The organism is Rhizobium sp. 11_C7_N12_5 (assembly GCF_051811145.1).
Lineage (GTDB): Bacteria > Pseudomonadota > Alphaproteobacteria > Rhizobiales > Rhizobiaceae > Rhizobium > Rhizobium lusitanum.
The window spans coordinates 1,587,258-1,601,115 of sequence record NZ_JBPWPY010000001.1; the positions used below are offsets into that span (position 1 = coordinate 1,587,258).

A 13,858-nucleotide genomic window follows, 5' to 3' on the forward strand; every position below is an offset into this window, starting at 1 on the left:
CGACTTTCCAAGTAGCCGCGCCGACTATCCGATCCGGCTCGATGCGGCCTGTTAGACGGTGAAAACCTCACGCCGCAGCAATTCCCAGGAATCCTTATCCACCGCGACGAGCAAGCCTCCGTCGAGATGATGCGGCAGATAGGGCGAGCCGTCGAAGCGACGCACATAAGCGCCCGCTTCCTGCGAGATCAGCGCGCCGGCGAGATGATCCCAGGGCATCAGCTTGTTGTACATCAGATAGTGGACATGGCCGCCGGCAAGCGTGCGATACTCGTGCGCCGCGCAGCGATAGTTGGTAGAGTAGCGCACCTTGGCGAGATTGCCCATGACTTCCGCGCGCTTATCCTTCGGCAGGAAGCCGGTCGATGCCATGCCGACCATGTCTTCCAGCGCGACCGATTGCGTAACCCTCATGCGCAGCGTCTCGCCGTCGGGGCGACGCAGCCATGCGCCGCTGCCGCGCTCCGCCAGCACCCAGTCGTCGCCCATCGGATCGAAGATGATGCCGGCGACCGTTTGGCCCTTGGAGATCACCGATGCCATAACGCCGAAGGCGGGGATGCCCGAGGCGAAATTGAAAGTGCCGTCGACAGGATCGACGATGATGGCCAGATCCGCATCCGGCAGCTTGTCGAGCAGTGCGGGATCGGCGGCAACAGATTCTTCGCCGATGAAGAGCGCCTCGGGCCAGAGCCGCGACACCTCGGCCTTCACCATGCGCTCGGCACGCTCGTCAGCCTCAGTCACCAGATCGGTCGCTTCGCTCTTGGCGCGAACATCGCCGCTGCCAAGTCTGCGGAAGCGCGGCAGGATCTCCATCTGCGCGGCGCGGCGCAACACATGAGCAAGGGTGGTGATGTCAACGGGCGATGTCATGATATGGTCCTTTCCTGTCAGGCGCCGATGATCTCGCGGCGGATCATTTGCCAGCTATCCTCATCCGGCGCAGAAATAATGCCGCCGGTGGTCTCGCCGGGGCGGTATGGTGTGCCATCGAATTTGGCCGTATAGCCGCCGGCCTCCTGATGCGCCAGCACGCCGGCAAGATGATCCCAGGGCATTAGCTTGGAATGGCCGATGAAATGCCATTTGCCCGATGCCACCATCCAGTATTCGTAGGCGGAACAATTGAGCGAGAAGGTCATGCGTGTCTTGGCGAGATTGGCGCAGATACGCGACCTCTCCGGCTCATCCATATGCCCCCAGGATATTGCGCCGGTCATGGCGCTCAGCGCAGCGGGTGCGGCAACCGAAAGCCGCCTCGCCTGCCCCTTGCCACGACGCAGAAAGGTGCCCGCACCACGCATGGCGGTAACGGTGTCACCGAGTACCGGATCATAGATGACGCTGGCGATCGTCTCGCCCTTGGCGACGACAGCAACGATCGTGCCGAATACCGGCAGCCCTGCCGCGAAATTGAATGTGCCGTCCACCGGATCAATGGTAAAGGCCAGATCCGCATGCGCCAGTGCCGGCACAACGGACTTGTCGGCCTCATAGGCCTCTTCTCCGACGATAAGAGCGCCGGGAAAGCGCGCCTTCAGCGCCGCAGTGATATATTGCTCGGCCAGCAGATCTGCCTCAGTCACCAGATCGATGGCCGACGTCTTTTCCGCTATGTCGCCATCACCCAGATTGCGGAACCGCGGCAGGATTTCCCGCGCCGCCGCCTCGGCAACAATCGTCATCAGATGGTCGAAGTCTGTATCGGAGAAAGTCATGGAAGGCCTTTATCTTGGGAGAGGCCTCCTCTTATGACCGATTCGATGACGCTGGTGTGGCAAAACCGCCTAATCGGCGTCGGTTTGTCCAGTCATCAGCCCCGCAAAATCGAAGAGCTTGGGATCGAGCAGATGCGACGGATTCACATGCGCCAGCGCCCGCAGCATCGTATCCTTGCGGCCCGGCATGCGCCGCTCGATATCGGCGAGCATATCCTTCATCGCATTGCGCTGCAGCCCGTCCTGCGAGCCGCAGAGATCACAGGGAATGATCGGAAACTGCATGGCGGCGGCGAACTTGGCGAGGTCGTCTTCGGCGGCGTAGGCGAGCGGGCGCAGCAGCATCAGATCGCCCTCGTCGTTGAGAAGCTTTGCCGGCATGGAGGCCAGGCGCCCGCCGTGGAAGAAGTTCATGAAGAAGGTTTCGAGAATATCCTCGCGGTGATGGCCGAGCACCAGCGCATCGCAGCCCTCTTCGCGCGCGATGCGATAGAGATTGCCGCGGCGCAGGCGCGAACAGAGCGAACAATAGGTCGCACCCTCCGGCACCTTTTCCTTCACGATGGAATAGGTGTCGCGATATTCGATGCGATGCGCGACGCCGATCTTCGTCAAATAGTCCGGCAGGACATGCTTCGGGAAGTTCGGCTGGCCCTGATCGAGATTGCAGGCGATCAGTTCCACCGGCAACAGGCCGCGCCATTTGAGATCGAGCAGGATCGACAGCAGCCCGTAGGAATCCTTGCCGCCGGAAAGGCCGACAAGCCAGCGCTTCTGCCCCTTCAGCATCTGGAAATCCTCCAGGGCCTGACGCACTTGCCGCAGCAGGCGCTTGCGAAGCTTGTTGAAGGAGACGGATCGAGGCGCATCGGAAAACATCGGATGCACGGCAGCAGCGCCGTCCTCAGCCTCGATATCGATCTCGTCCATTACCGTCGTCGCGATGTTCATTCCGTCGTCCTCAGTGCCTCGCCACGCTGATAGCAGAAAGCGTCGAAAGAAGACACCGCATCAATCGCCGAACACCGACCAGCCGGTGCGCGCCGCCAGCATTTCCAGCGCCACGGCGCCGAGCTGCGAATTGCCGACCTTGTTCAGGCCCGGCGACCAGACGGCAATCGATCCGATACCCGGCGCCACGGCGAGAATGCCTCCGCCGACGCCGCTCTTGCCGGGAAGGCCGACATGATAGGCGAAATCGCCGGAGCCGTCATAATGGCCGCAGGTCAGCATCAGCGCATTGATGCGCCGCGCCCGCTTCGGCGAAACGACGGAATGGCCTGTGATCGGATTGCTGCCACGCGCCGCAAGATAGAGCCCCGCCTTGGCAAGCTGTTCGCAGCTCATCGAAAGCGCGCACTGGTGGAAATAGACGCCGAGCACATGCTCGACCGGATGATCGAGATTACCGTAGGCGCGCATGAAATTGGCGAGCGCGAAATTACGGAATCCCGTCTGCGTCTCCGAGCGCGCTACCCTGTCGTCGATGGTGATCGACTCGTCATCTGCTACATAGCGCACGAAGCGCAGGAGCTCGCCGATCGCCTCTCGCGGCGCATGGCCAGACAGCACGACATCGCTGACGGCGATCGCGCCGGCATTGATGAAGGGATTACGCGGAATGCCCTCTTCACGCTCGAGCTGGACTATGGAGTTGAAGGAGGTGCCTGACGGCTCGCGTCCCACTCGGTTCCAAAGGCTTTCGCCGATCTTGCCGAGCGCCAGCGTCAGCATGAAGACCTTGGAAATACTCTGGATGGAAAAGGCAGTGCCCGCATCACCGACGCTGTGAACCTCGCCGTTGACGGTGGCGATCGTCATGCCGAACTGCTTCGGATCGACCTTGGCGAGCTCCGGAATGTAATCGGCAACCTTACCCTCGCCGATACGCGGCGAAAGCTCCGTATGGATGCCGTCGAGAATTGCCTGCAGATCGGTCATAGGGCGCTCCAAAGACAAAAAAGCCGCTCGAAAGGAGCGGCTTTTCCGTCATCAAGAAAAATATCCGCTTGTTAACGCGAATAGAATTCGACGACCAGCTGCGGTTCCATGACGACGGCGTAGGGCACATCGGCGAGGGTCGGAACGCGAGCGAAGGTCGCTACCATCTTGTTGTGATCGGCTTCGATGTAGTCCGGAACGTCGCGCTCAGCGAGACCAATCGATTCCAGAACGATCACGAGCTGCTTCGACTTTTCGCGGACTTCGATCACGTCGCCAGCCTTGCAGCGATAGGAACCGATGTTGACGCGAACGCCGTTCACCGTGACGTGGCCATGGTTGACGAACTGACGGGCTGCGAAGACGGTCGGAACGAACTTGGCGCGGTAGACGATCGCGTCGAGGCGCGATTCGAGCAGGCCGATCAGGTTTTCCGAAGTGTCGCCCTTGCGGCGGTTGGCTTCGTCGAAGGTGGCGCGGAACTGCTTTTCACGCAGGTCGCCGTAGTAGCCCTTCAGCTTCTGCTTGGCGCGCAGCTGCACGCCGAAGTCGGAGAGCTTGCCCTTGCGGCGCTGGCCGTGCTGGCCCGGGCCGTATTCGCGACGGTTGACCGGGGACTTCGGACGACCCCAGATGTTCTCGCCCATACGGCGGTCAATTTTGTACTTGGACGATTCGCGCTTGCTCATCGCATTTCCTTTCAAACTATTTGAGCGGCCCGTTGCCGAACCGCTAAGGAAACACGCCCTCCTCTGAACTCCATTTTCGAGCTCTGACAGGCTTCTCACATTAGCGAACGGAGAAAGCCACGGGACATGTCAAATGAAACACCGGACATTTCTGCCCGGCGTTGGCGCGGTCTGTAAGGGGTCGTCATGAAAATGTCAACAGCAGGATCGAAGGAAGTGACGGCTATTCCGCAGCCGCTTGCTCTTCGCCATGCATATCAGGCGCATTGGCATCGCCCGGCGCTGTCTGGCAGTCGATATCCGGGAACGCCACAACGCGGCGACCGGAGAAATCGGTATGGACGACGACGCTGCCCTGTTCCTCGAAGTAGCTGAGCAAACGCCGGGCGCGGCGGGCGGAGTGGGTACCGTAGGCACGGGCGATCCGCGCATCGGAAGGGCAAGCTTCGCCACCGATGGCCGCCTTGGCAAGCATCAGGAAGACACCCTGCAGATCGTCGGTGACCCCAGCCGAAAGCGACAGAGCCGTCGCCCATGCCTCCGTCGCCATCGTCGCCTCGTCAGCGCCGGAGCGCACCACCGCCACGCGGCGGCGAAATTCCGACAGGCTCATCGGCGCACCAGGCACGCGGCGCATGCGCAGCCGCACGAGAAACTCCTGGTAAAGGACGGAATCCGTGCGGAAGGCCGAGGCCGGATCATCCAGGATTTCGGAAAGCACGGCGGTCACCCGCGCTTCGCGATCCTCGTTCGACAATTCTGGCTGGCTCGGCTTCGGCTCTGCCGCAGCCGTGTTCGTCGCAGGGGCTGAGCGCGACAGCTCGGCCAGGATATCCGTTGTCGGGCGCGGCGCGGGTGTGGCCCGGCGAACCATCGGCTTGGAAAACTCTTCCGGATCCGGCGTAAAGATCAGATCCTCGACATCCTGAGGCGCATCCGGCAACGGCATCAGCTTCGGGCTGGAGGAGCGTGCCGAGGTTTCCACGGAACCGATCGTGATCGGCAGCGGCCGCCGCGATAGCGCCGGACCGAGCGCGACGAAATTGCCGCGCTTCAGATCGCGGAACATCTCCGCCTGCCGGCGATCCATGCCAAGCAGGTCGGCGGCGCGCGCCATGTCGATATCGAGGAAGGTGCGGCCCATCAGGAAGTTGGAGGCCTCGGCGGCAACGTTCTTGGCAAGCTTCGCCAGGCGCTGTGTGGCGATGACGCCGGCAAGACCGCGCTTTCGGCCGCGGCACATCAGATTGGTCATGGCGCCGAGCGACATCTTGCGCGCATCTTCGGAGACATCGCCGCCCACGGACGGCGCAAACATCTGCGCCTCGTCGACGACAACCAGCACCGGATACCAGAATTCGCGATCGGCATCGAACATGCCGTTGAGAAAAGCCGCGGCGGCGCGCATCTGCTGCTCGATATCGAGCCCTTCCAGCGTCAACACGCAGGAAACGCGATGCTGGCGGATGCGGTTGGCGATGCCGGCAAGCTCGGCCTCAGTGCGCTCGCCATCGACGACCACATGCCCGAACTTATCGGCCAGCGTGACGAAATCGCCTTCCGGATCGATGATGACCTGCTGGACCCATTGCGCCGACTGTTCCAGCAAACGCCGCAGCAGATGCGATTTTCCGGAGCCGGAATTGCCCTGCACGAGGAGACGGGTTGCCAGCAGCTCCTCGATATCGAGCTGGGCGCTGGTCCCGCCGGACGCCGTTCCCATGTCGATGCCGACCTGCAATGCACTTCCCCTGTCATCAAGAATCAAATGCCGATGCGTCCCATCTTTCTGAAAGGACGCGCCTTCGTCTAGCAAAGATTTCCAAGCTTCGCGCCCGTGGATTGAAAAAACCCACAGGCAATCGCGATGTCAGCGAAACCGCAGATTGGCGCGGGACAACTGGTCGACCGAGGTGCAGCCCATCAGCTTCATGTCGCGCTCGATCTCGGTGCGCAAATGCCGCAGCGCGCGTTCGACGCCCGCTTGGCCGGCAGCTGCCAGCGGATAGAGGTAGAACCGGCCGAGACCAACGGCCTTGGCGCCGAGCGACAGGGCCTTCAGCACATGCGTGCCGCGCTGGATACCGCCATCCATCATGACATCGATGCGGTCGCCAACGGCATCGGCGATTTCCGCCAGCTGGTCGAATGCCGCTCGCGAGCCGTCCAACTGCCGGCCGCCATGGTTCGAAAGCACGATGCCCGTGCAGCCGATGTCGACGGCACGCTTTGCATCCTCGACCGACATGATGCCCTTCAGGCAGAACTGCCCGTCCCAATGCTTCACCATTTCGGCGACGTCGTTCCAGTTCATCGACGGATCGAGCATCTCGGTGAAGTATTTGCCGATCGACATCGCGCCGCCGCTCATATCCACATGCTCATCGAGCTGCGGCAGGCGGAATTTCTCGTGCGTGAGATAGTTCAACCCCCAGGCTGGCTTGATGGCGAATTGCGCAATGCCGGCGAGATTGAGTTTGAAGGGAATGGAGAATCCGGTGCGCAGGTCGCGCTCGCGATTGCCGCCGGTGATGCTGTCGACGGTGAGCATCATGACGTTGACGCCGGCATCCTTCGCCCGCTGCATCATCGCGCGGTTCAGCCCGCGATCCCTGTGGAAATAAAATTGATAGACCTGCGGCCCCTGATGCTTCTTGCGCACCTCCTCGAGGCTGACCGTGCCGAGCGAGGAGACGCCGAACATGGTGCCGATGGAAGAGGCTGCCGCCGCAACCGCATTTTCGCCCTCGTGATGGAAGAGCCGCTGCAGGGCCGTCGGCGAGCAGTAGAAGGGCGTGGCGAGCTTTTGTCCCATGACGGTGACAGACATATCGACACTGCTGACGCCGCGAAGGACGTTCGGAACGAGATCGCAGCTCTCGAAGCTCGCCGTGTTGCGCCGAAGCGTCACTTCGTCGTCAGCAGCACCATCGATGTAATTGAAGATCGGACCGGGAAGGCGGCTCTTCGCAAGAGCGCGGAAATCATGGAAATTATAGCAGTCACGCAGGCGCATGGCTCGCCTCTGCATGGAAACTGCAACCATTTTCAAAAAACATCAAATATCGTCCTCCCAATATCCCGCCGCTTAGTCCGACCTTGCATTACAGTCGATGCAACCGTGCTTCCCATTTGTAAAGCACGTCCGGCTCCTTCTCCTCATTGCCTGCCCCGTCCGACTCGTCAACAACGAAGAAGCCGTGTTTTTCGTAAAAGCGGCGCGCCGGCGCATTTCGTTGAAATGTCCAGAGCGAAAGCACCGGATAGGCCGATTTGGCGACATCGAGCAAACGGCCGCCGATGCCATGCCCCTGTGCCTCTGGCAAAACGTAGAGCTGGTCGATCCAGTCCTCCAGAAATGCAATCACGCCGACCAAGCGGCCGCCCTCTTCCGCACCCCAGATCTGGCAGTCCTTGAACACCACTGCACTCCAGAAGCCGACATCTTCCTCCGTCGTATGAAGCCCGGAAAGCGTCGGAAGCCGCTCGTCGAAGGAGGCGCGGTGAACGGCCGCCGCTGCGGGCATGTCCGCGAGATCGAGTTTACGCAACGAAACCTTGTCTGCCATCATCAAGCCCTAAGCCCAAAACCCTGCATCAGCCGCCGGGTTGGAAAATCCGGCGCGCCTGACGTAAACATTGCAAAGTCGAAATTGTCGGGATGGACGGCATCGACGGCTTGCGGCACCAGGCTGCGCGCACGGCGCGCGATCGCCTCGGCCGGATCGAGCCAGTCGACCGGCCAGGGTGCGAGCCTGCGGAAGATGTTGGCCATGAAAGGGTAATGGGTGCAGGCCAGCACGACGATGTCAGTCCTGCGTCCGTCCTTCTCGACGAAGCACTGATCGATCTCGGAGAGCACCGCCTCGTCGGAAACCACATCGCCGCGAATATAGGCCTCCGCCAGGCGCGCCAGATTTTCCGAGCCCACGAGCCGGACATGGCATTGAGTGGCGAAGGACTGGATCAGGTCGCGCGTATAGGCCCGCTTGACCGTGCCCGGCGTCGCCAGCACCGAGACCAGGCCAGAGCGGGTCCGTTCCGCAGCCGGCTTGATCGCCGGCACCGTGCCGACGAAGGTCATTTGCGGAAAGGCGGCGCGCAGATCGGCGCCGACAAGCGTGAAAGCCGTGTTGCAGGCAATAATGCAAATTTCCGGATTGTATTGCGCGAGCAGCTTGGCGAAGAGATCGATGATGCGCTCCTTCAGCGCCGGCTCTTCCCAGCCGCCATAAGGAAAACCGGCATCATCGGCGACGTAGATGAAACCGCGCTCCGGCATCAGCACCCGCGCTTCGCGCAGCACGGTCAGGCCACCGATGCCGGAGTCGAAGACCAGGATGGGTTTCAGCTCATTCGCCGCTACTGTCATCGTTCGTGGTTTCCTTGGATGCGCTGGACGATCGGGGATGGGAACCGCTGCCGCGGGGAGATTTCCGCGTGAAGCGATCGAGAGACGAGATCACGCCGCGCAAGACGCTGATTTCCTGTTCGGTGAACGCTCGGCGCGAGAGGACAGCGCGGAGATTGTCGACCATTTTCGGCTTTTTCCCGGCAGGATGGAAATAATTGCGGGCGTCCAGCGCCTCCTCGAGCTGGTCGAAAAGGCCGAAAAGCTGATCCTTCGTCGAAGGCCGCTGTTCGATTGCCTGGAAAGGCACGGCGCCGAGATCCTCCATGCCCGACTTCATCCACTCATAGGACATCAGCAGCACGGCCTGGGCGATGTTCAGGGAAGCGAAGGCGGGATTGACGGGGAACGTCACGATCTCGTCGGCAAGCGCCACTTCCTCGTTCGTCAGGCCCCAACGCTCGCGCCCGAAAAGAATGCCCGTGCCCTCGCCGGCCTTGAACCGGGCGCGAAGGGTCTCCGCCGCGACGACCGGCGAACGCACGGGCTTATAGCCATCGCGTTCGCGTGCCGTCGTCGCATAGACGAAGTTGAGATCGGCGACCGCCTGCTCCAGCGTATCGTAGACCTTCGTCGCCTCGATGATGTGATCGGCCTTCGAAGCGGTCGCCTGCGCTCTCTCGTTCGGCCAGCCGTCACGCGGATTGACGAGGCGCAGTTCTGCGAGACCGAAATTCGCCATGGCCCGCGCCACCATGCCAATATTCTCGCCCATCTGCGGCTCGACCAGAATGACGGCCGGCCCCTCGGCTAGAAGTTGACGCTCGCTGTTCGTGCCTGCCATGACGCTTTTTCTCCGGGCGCGAACCCTGTCCGCGCAAATCACGGTCGCAATAGCGAGACACCAGCCGATCGGCAAGGTTTTTGCGCGCCGGCGCCGCGACGAACCCTGCCCGACTATTGTGGATTGGCCGGCTTCTGCTGATCGGAAGGCTGCTGTTGCTGCTGCTTGACAAGATCCTGCATGACCGATTTCAGCGAGCTCGGATTGCCGTTGTCGTCGATCGTGATGATGTCGTCGATGACGGGTTTTCCGGCCTCCTGGATGACTTCGAAACGAACCGTCGTCGTCTTCTGGTAGTCGGCGTCCGATCCCATGCAGGTGGATTTCTTGAACGTGGCGAGGACTTCCGTCACATCGCCTTTGGGCGGCTGTCCTGCGAGCTTCATGTCCTCCAGCGGACAAGCATCCTGCGCGTTGACGATGACGTCGTAGTCGAACGGTGAAATCCCGTCCTCGTCGGCTGCGGGAAACTGCGCCGCCGCCTGGTATTTGGCAGCAAAATCCTTGCTGTAGACATCCTTGAGCTTGCTCTCGTCGAAAATATCCTGCCAGTCGCTGTCTCCGCCTGCCCAGTTCGAGACGGTGGCATCCATGATGACCTTGACAGGAGCCGTCGCATCGGCCGCAAGCGCCATATTCGCCCCCAACGAGAACTGAAGGAATGTGAGGACAAGCGCGGATGCGGCGAATTTCTGCATGATATGATTCCGTTGCGACAGGCAAAACATGGGCGACATTAGACGCATCCACCGCTTTGGCAATGGTGCCGATTTTGAAAAACCACCCGTCGGACCGAAGCTGCGCTGATAAGATTACGACGATTTCAAAAGCCGTCTTTGTCGGCGTTCCAGGCTTGTATGCTCCTTTTACAAGGAAGGCCGGCCTTCATTTCGAATGGATATATGCGGTTTGCTATCCGATATGCGGCGAAGACAATTTCGCCGAGGGGGACATCATGTCGCGTGGCCTGTTGGTATTCGCGCGGCAGATATTTGTCTGCCTCGCAGTTGCATTGCTCGGCGCCTGGACGTTGTTCCGGCCCAAAAGCTTTCAGGCCTTCGTGCATGAAAATTTTGGAATTTTTCCAAGCGTCAAGCCCGGCATCCAACCGATAACTATACTCATAAGGCTCTCATCGGCCTTTTTGCTCTGATATGTCAACATGCTGGCGCAGGTCTTCGGTGCTGAAATTCTCTTCCTCGTTCATATCGTGCAGCACCTGGCTGGTTGACACTGACATCGAAAAGTCGATCGCTACCGGAAGGTGCCATGAAGCGGATGTGATGAGCAAAAACGCCGCCTTGGCGCCGCTTTGGCTTTGCGTTCGGAACTTGCGATGCTATAGCGCTCGAGACTTCATATCACTCACGGGGACATGCGCCCCCATCAGCTTAAACGAGGCAGAAGCATGAAGAAGATCAAGGTCGCTAACCCCGTTGCCGATCTCGATGGCGACGAGATGACTCGCATCATCTGGCAGTTTATCAAAGACAAACTGATCTACCCCTACCTCGATATCGATATCGACTATTACGACCTCTCGGTCGAAAACCGCGATGCGACCAACGACCAGGTCACCGTCGACGCCGCCAACGCCATCAAGAAGCACGGCGTCGGCATCAAGTGCGCGACGATCACGCCGGATGAAGACCGCGTCAAGGAATTCAACCTCAAGCAAATGTGGAAGAGCCCGAACGGCACGATCCGCAACATCCTCGGCGGCGTCATCTTCCGCGAACCGATCATCTGCAAGAACGTGCCGCGTCTGGTTCCGGGCTGGACCAAGCCGATCGTCGTCGGCCGTCACGCCTTCGGCGACCAGTATCGCGCCACCGACTTCAAATTTCCGGGCAAGGGCAAGCTGACCATCAAGTTCGTCGGCGAAGACGGCACGGTCATTGAAAGGGACGTCTTCGACGCCCCGGGCGCCGGCGTTGCCATGGCCATGTACAACCTCGACGAATCGATCCGCGAATTCGCGCGTGCGTCGATGATGTACGGCCTGATGCGCAAGTGGCCGGTCTATCTCTCGACCAAGAACACCATCCTCAAGGCCTATGACGGACGCTTCAAGGACATCTTCGAAGAAGTCTATCAGAGCGAATTCAAGGCGAAGTTCGACGAAGTCGGCATCACCTACGAACATCGTCTGATCGACGACATGGTCGCCTCCGCCCTGAAGTGGTCCGGTGGCTACGTCTGGGCCTGCAAGAACTACGACGGCGACGTCCAGTCCGACACGGTTGCACAGGGCTTCGGCTCGCTCGGCCTGATGACCTCGGTTCTCTTGACGCCGGATGGCAAGACCGTTGAAGCCGAAGCCGCCCACGGCACGGTCACCCGTCACTATCGCCAGCACCAGAAGGGCCAGGAAACCTCCACGAACTCGATCGCCTCGATCTTCGCCTGGACCCGTGGTCTCGCCCATCGCGCCAAGCTCGATGACAATGCCGAACTCGCCAAGTTCGCCGCAACGCTCGAAACCGTCTGCGTCGACACTGTCGAAGCCGGCTTCATGACCAAGGATCTGGCGCTGCTCATTGGCCCGGATCAGCCGTGGCTCTCGACCACCGCCTTCCTCGACAAGATCGACGAGAACCTCCAGAAGGCCATGGCTGCCTAAGCCTCGGCAACATCAAGGCTTACGGAAACCCGGCCTCAGTGCCGGGTTTTCTTTTGTCACGCAACTTGCTGACCCGCCTGAGCGATGGCAAGAATGCACCAAACCAAGGGAGGATCTTATGACCGAGGAACTCGTTTTCTACACCAATCCCATGTCACGCGGGCGTATCGCCCGTTGGATGCTGGAGGAAATCGGCCAGCCCTATCGCACCGAATATCTCGATTTCGGCACGACGATGAAGGCGCCCGACTATCTCTCGATGAATCCCATGGGCAAGGTGCCGGCGATCAAGCACGGCGATACCGTCGTCACCGAGGGCGCGGCCATCTGCGCCTATCTGGCCGAGACCTTTCCGCAGGCAGGCCTGGCGCCGACGGCAGCCGAGCGCGGACGCTACTTCCGTTGGATGTTCTTTGCGGCTGGGCCGATGGAGATGGCCGTCACCAATCGTGCCCTTGGCTTCGAAATTCCACCCGAGCGCCTGCGCATGGCCGGCTGCGGCAGTCTGGATAATGTATTCGACACTCTGGAACAGGCAGTCAGCGTTTCCCCGTACATTGCGGGCGACCGTTTCACGGCCGCGGACGTCTATGTCGGCTCCCATGTCGGCTGGGGTCTCAATTTTGGTACAATCGAAAAGCGACCGGCCTATATCGACTATTGGAACCGCGTTAGCGACCGCGATGCCTATCGCCGTGGCAACGAACTCGATAACGCGGCAATGCCGAAGCAAGCGAATGGCTGAGAGGCCAAGGCTCTACAGCCATTCCCTCGCGTGAAACATCATGCCGCTATTGCAGCGGCATGTAGATATCGGTCAACAACTCCGTCGGCTGCACGTCGCGCGGATTGTTGAGATATTCCTCGAACATGACGGCATCGCGCAGTTGCCGGCCGGAGGCCGGCAGCCATTCGGCATAGAGCCACTGATAGGCCCTATACATATCGGCATAGGGGCCCTTGTGCCGCAACACGGCATATTCGCCGCCATCGACGGCTCGCCGCTCCAGCGGAGCCTCGACGGCAATCTCCTCGCCAGCATTGATGCAGGCGTAGGAGTGCAGTTTCTCGGCCGCAACGACGTCCGGATCGTCGAGATAGACGCCGATCATCCGCATATCGGGCCTGGCGAGGCCGCGCGCATAGAGCGTGCCGAACAGGGTTTCGAAAGCCTGGCCGATCTGCATGTAGGGACCCTTGTGGGAAACCCCGATCAGCGAGACCGGTGAGATGGTGCGAAGCGTAACGTCGAACATGAGCTTGATCCTTCCTTGGGTGCCGGGTTCGAAAATCGTGTGGCTTCCCTCATTCCGATATCGCGCCGGCGGCATGCCGTAGACGGATTTGAAGATGCGGTTGAACGACTGGAGGTTGGGATAGCCCGATCGCTTTGCAATGTCGCTGACCACAAGATCGGTGCGGACGAGATCGCCGGCGGCGCGGTGAAGCCGCAACCGTTTGACGGTAGCAGCCGCCGTCTCGCCATAGATCGCCCGATAAATCCTGTGCCAGTGATAGCTGGACATGCAGGCGATCTCGGCAAGTTTCTCCATATCGAGCTCTTCATCCAGATGCTCGTGTATATAGGCAGAGACCCGCCGCAGACGGGTCTCGTAAAGCGCCCATGCCGTTTCGCCGTTCATGTCCAACTCCTTGCAAATCGATCGGCCCCAAGGAACCATATCTCGA

The 13,858-nt window shown here is 60.5% G+C and carries 15 protein-coding genes; 3 read left to right on the forward strand and 12 right to left on the reverse strand.

The window, feature by feature from the left end; translation table 11 throughout:
• Window positions 1–51: 51 nt before the first annotated feature.
• The 11 genes from AB8B29_RS07960 to AB8B29_RS08010 all read right to left on the reverse strand — a co-directional run bounded on the left by AB8B29_RS07960 (window position 52) and on the right by AB8B29_RS08010 (window position 10,181).
• A complete protein-coding gene (locus AB8B29_RS07960; RefSeq protein WP_037202364.1) occupies window positions 52–876 on the reverse strand; it encodes an inositol monophosphatase family protein in 825 nt (274 codons plus the stop codon).
• Window positions 877–893: 17 nt separating this feature from the next.
• Window positions 894–1,721, reverse strand: coding sequence for an inositol monophosphatase family protein (locus AB8B29_RS07965; protein WP_113118646.1), 828 nt, complete (start codon window positions 1,719–1,721; stop codon window positions 894–896).
• A 69-nt stretch (window positions 1,722–1,790) separates the two neighbouring features.
• Window positions 1,791–2,672 carry a tRNA 2-thiocytidine(32) synthetase TtcA gene (gene ttcA, locus AB8B29_RS07970; protein WP_047556605.1) on the reverse strand — a complete coding sequence of 294 codons (882 nt, stop codon included), beginning with the start codon at window positions 2,670–2,672 and terminating at the stop codon, window positions 1,791–1,793.
• Between the two features lie 60 nt (window positions 2,673–2,732).
• The gene (locus tag AB8B29_RS07975; protein WP_037202367.1) at window positions 2,733–3,662 is read right to left on the reverse strand and encodes a glutaminase; all 930 of its coding nucleotides are present in this window, start codon (window positions 3,660–3,662) and stop codon (window positions 2,733–2,735) included.
• Window positions 3,663–3,733: 71 nt separating this feature from the next.
• Entirely contained in the window at window positions 3,734–4,351 is a 618-nt protein-coding gene (gene rpsD / locus AB8B29_RS07980; protein ID WP_037202369.1) for a 30S ribosomal protein S4, read from the reverse strand.
• A 223-nt stretch (window positions 4,352–4,574) separates the two neighbouring features.
• Entirely contained in the window at window positions 4,575–6,092 is a 1,518-nt protein-coding gene (locus AB8B29_RS07985; RefSeq protein ID WP_113118647.1) for an ATP-binding protein, read from the reverse strand.
• Between the two features lie 129 nt (window positions 6,093–6,221).
• Window positions 6,222–7,367: an alpha-hydroxy acid oxidase gene (locus AB8B29_RS07990; RefSeq protein ID WP_037202372.1), complete on the reverse strand. Its 1,146-nt coding sequence runs from the start codon at window positions 7,365–7,367 to the stop codon at window positions 6,222–6,224.
• 88 nt (window positions 7,368–7,455) lie between these two features.
• Window positions 7,456–7,920 carry a GNAT family N-acetyltransferase gene (locus tag AB8B29_RS07995; protein WP_037202841.1) on the reverse strand — a complete coding sequence of 155 codons (465 nt, stop codon included), beginning with the start codon at window positions 7,918–7,920 and terminating at the stop codon, window positions 7,456–7,458.
• A gap of 2 nt (window positions 7,921–7,922) precedes the next feature.
• Window positions 7,923–8,723: a glutamate racemase gene (murI, locus tag AB8B29_RS08000; RefSeq protein ID WP_113118648.1), complete on the reverse strand. Its 801-nt coding sequence runs from the start codon at window positions 8,721–8,723 to the stop codon at window positions 7,923–7,925.
• On the reverse strand, window positions 8,704–9,546 hold the full coding sequence (locus AB8B29_RS08005) for an RNA methyltransferase (RefSeq protein WP_037202374.1): 843 nt from the start codon (window positions 9,544–9,546) through the stop codon (window positions 8,704–8,706). The genes murI and AB8B29_RS08005 overlap by 20 nt, the downstream gene beginning before the upstream one ends.
• A 113-nt stretch (window positions 9,547–9,659) precedes the next feature.
• Window positions 9,660–10,181 (reverse strand): hypothetical protein, encoded by a 522-nt coding sequence (locus AB8B29_RS08010; protein WP_246703036.1) that lies wholly within the window; start codon window positions 10,179–10,181, stop codon window positions 9,660–9,662.
• A gap of 125 nt (window positions 10,182–10,306) precedes the next feature.
• Between AB8B29_RS08010 and AB8B29_RS08015 the strand changes: the two genes are divergently transcribed.
• The 3 genes from AB8B29_RS08015 to AB8B29_RS08025 all read left to right on the forward strand — a co-directional run bounded on the left by AB8B29_RS08015 (window position 10,307) and on the right by AB8B29_RS08025 (window position 12,914).
• Window positions 10,307–10,699 carry a hypothetical protein gene (locus tag AB8B29_RS08015; protein WP_113118649.1) on the forward strand — a complete coding sequence of 131 codons (393 nt, stop codon included), beginning with the start codon at window positions 10,307–10,309 and terminating at the stop codon, window positions 10,697–10,699.
• Between the two features lie 255 nt (window positions 10,700–10,954).
• A complete protein-coding gene (locus tag AB8B29_RS08020) occupies window positions 10,955–12,169 on the forward strand; it encodes an NADP-dependent isocitrate dehydrogenase (RefSeq protein WP_037202377.1) in 1,215 nt (404 codons plus the stop codon).
• Between the two features lie 118 nt (window positions 12,170–12,287).
• Window positions 12,288–12,914, forward strand: a complete 627-nt coding sequence (locus AB8B29_RS08025; RefSeq protein WP_037202378.1) for a glutathione S-transferase family protein — start codon at window positions 12,288–12,290, stop codon at window positions 12,912–12,914.
• Window positions 12,915–12,960: 46 nt separating this feature from the next.
• Here AB8B29_RS08025 and AB8B29_RS08030 read toward each other — a convergent pair whose 3' ends face one another.
• Window positions 12,961–13,812, reverse strand: coding sequence for an AraC family transcriptional regulator (locus AB8B29_RS08030; protein WP_037202380.1), 852 nt, complete (start codon window positions 13,810–13,812; stop codon window positions 12,961–12,963).
• Between the last annotated feature and the right edge of the window lie 46 nt (window positions 13,813–13,858).

Coding starts and splice junctions, on each gene's coding strand:
- AB8B29_RS07960 (WP_037202364.1), bottom strand. CDS start 876: ATGACATCGCCCGTTGACATCACCACCCTTGCTCATGTGTTGCGCCGC.
- AB8B29_RS07975 (WP_037202367.1), bottom strand. CDS start 3,662: ATGACCGATCTGCAGGCAATTCTCGACGGCATCCATACGGAGCTTTCG.
- murI (WP_113118648.1), bottom strand. CDS start 8,723: ATGACAGTAGCGGCGAATGAGCTGAAACCCATCCTGGTCTTCGACTCC.
- AB8B29_RS07995 (WP_037202841.1), bottom strand. CDS start 7,920: ATGGCAGACAAGGTTTCGTTGCGTAAACTCGATCTCGCGGACATGCCC.
- AB8B29_RS08005 (WP_037202374.1), bottom strand. CDS start 9,546: ATGGCAGGCACGAACAGCGAGCGTCAACTTCTAGCCGAGGGGCCGGCC.
- AB8B29_RS07965 (WP_113118646.1), bottom strand. CDS start 1,721: ATGACTTTCTCCGATACAGACTTCGACCATCTGATGACGATTGTTGCC.
- AB8B29_RS08010 (WP_246703036.1), bottom strand. CDS start 10,181: ATGGCGCTTGCGGCCGATGCGACGGCTCCTGTCAAGGTCATCATGGAT.
- ttcA (WP_047556605.1), bottom strand. CDS start 2,672: ATGAACATCGCGACGACGGTAATGGACGAGATCGATATCGAGGCTGAG.
- AB8B29_RS08025 (WP_037202378.1), top strand. CDS start 12,288: ATGACCGAGGAACTCGTTTTCTACACCAATCCCATGTCACGCGGGCGT.
- AB8B29_RS08030 (WP_037202380.1), bottom strand. CDS start 13,812: ATGAACGGCGAAACGGCATGGGCGCTTTACGAGACCCGTCTGCGGCGG.
- AB8B29_RS08015 (WP_113118649.1), top strand. CDS start 10,307: ATGGTGCCGATTTTGAAAAACCACCCGTCGGACCGAAGCTGCGCTGAT.
- AB8B29_RS07990 (WP_037202372.1), bottom strand. CDS start 7,367: ATGCGCCTGCGTGACTGCTATAATTTCCATGATTTCCGCGCTCTTGCG.
- AB8B29_RS08020 (WP_037202377.1), top strand. CDS start 10,955: ATGAAGAAGATCAAGGTCGCTAACCCCGTTGCCGATCTCGATGGCGAC.
- rpsD (WP_037202369.1), bottom strand. CDS start 4,351: ATGAGCAAGCGCGAATCGTCCAAGTACAAAATTGACCGCCGTATGGGC.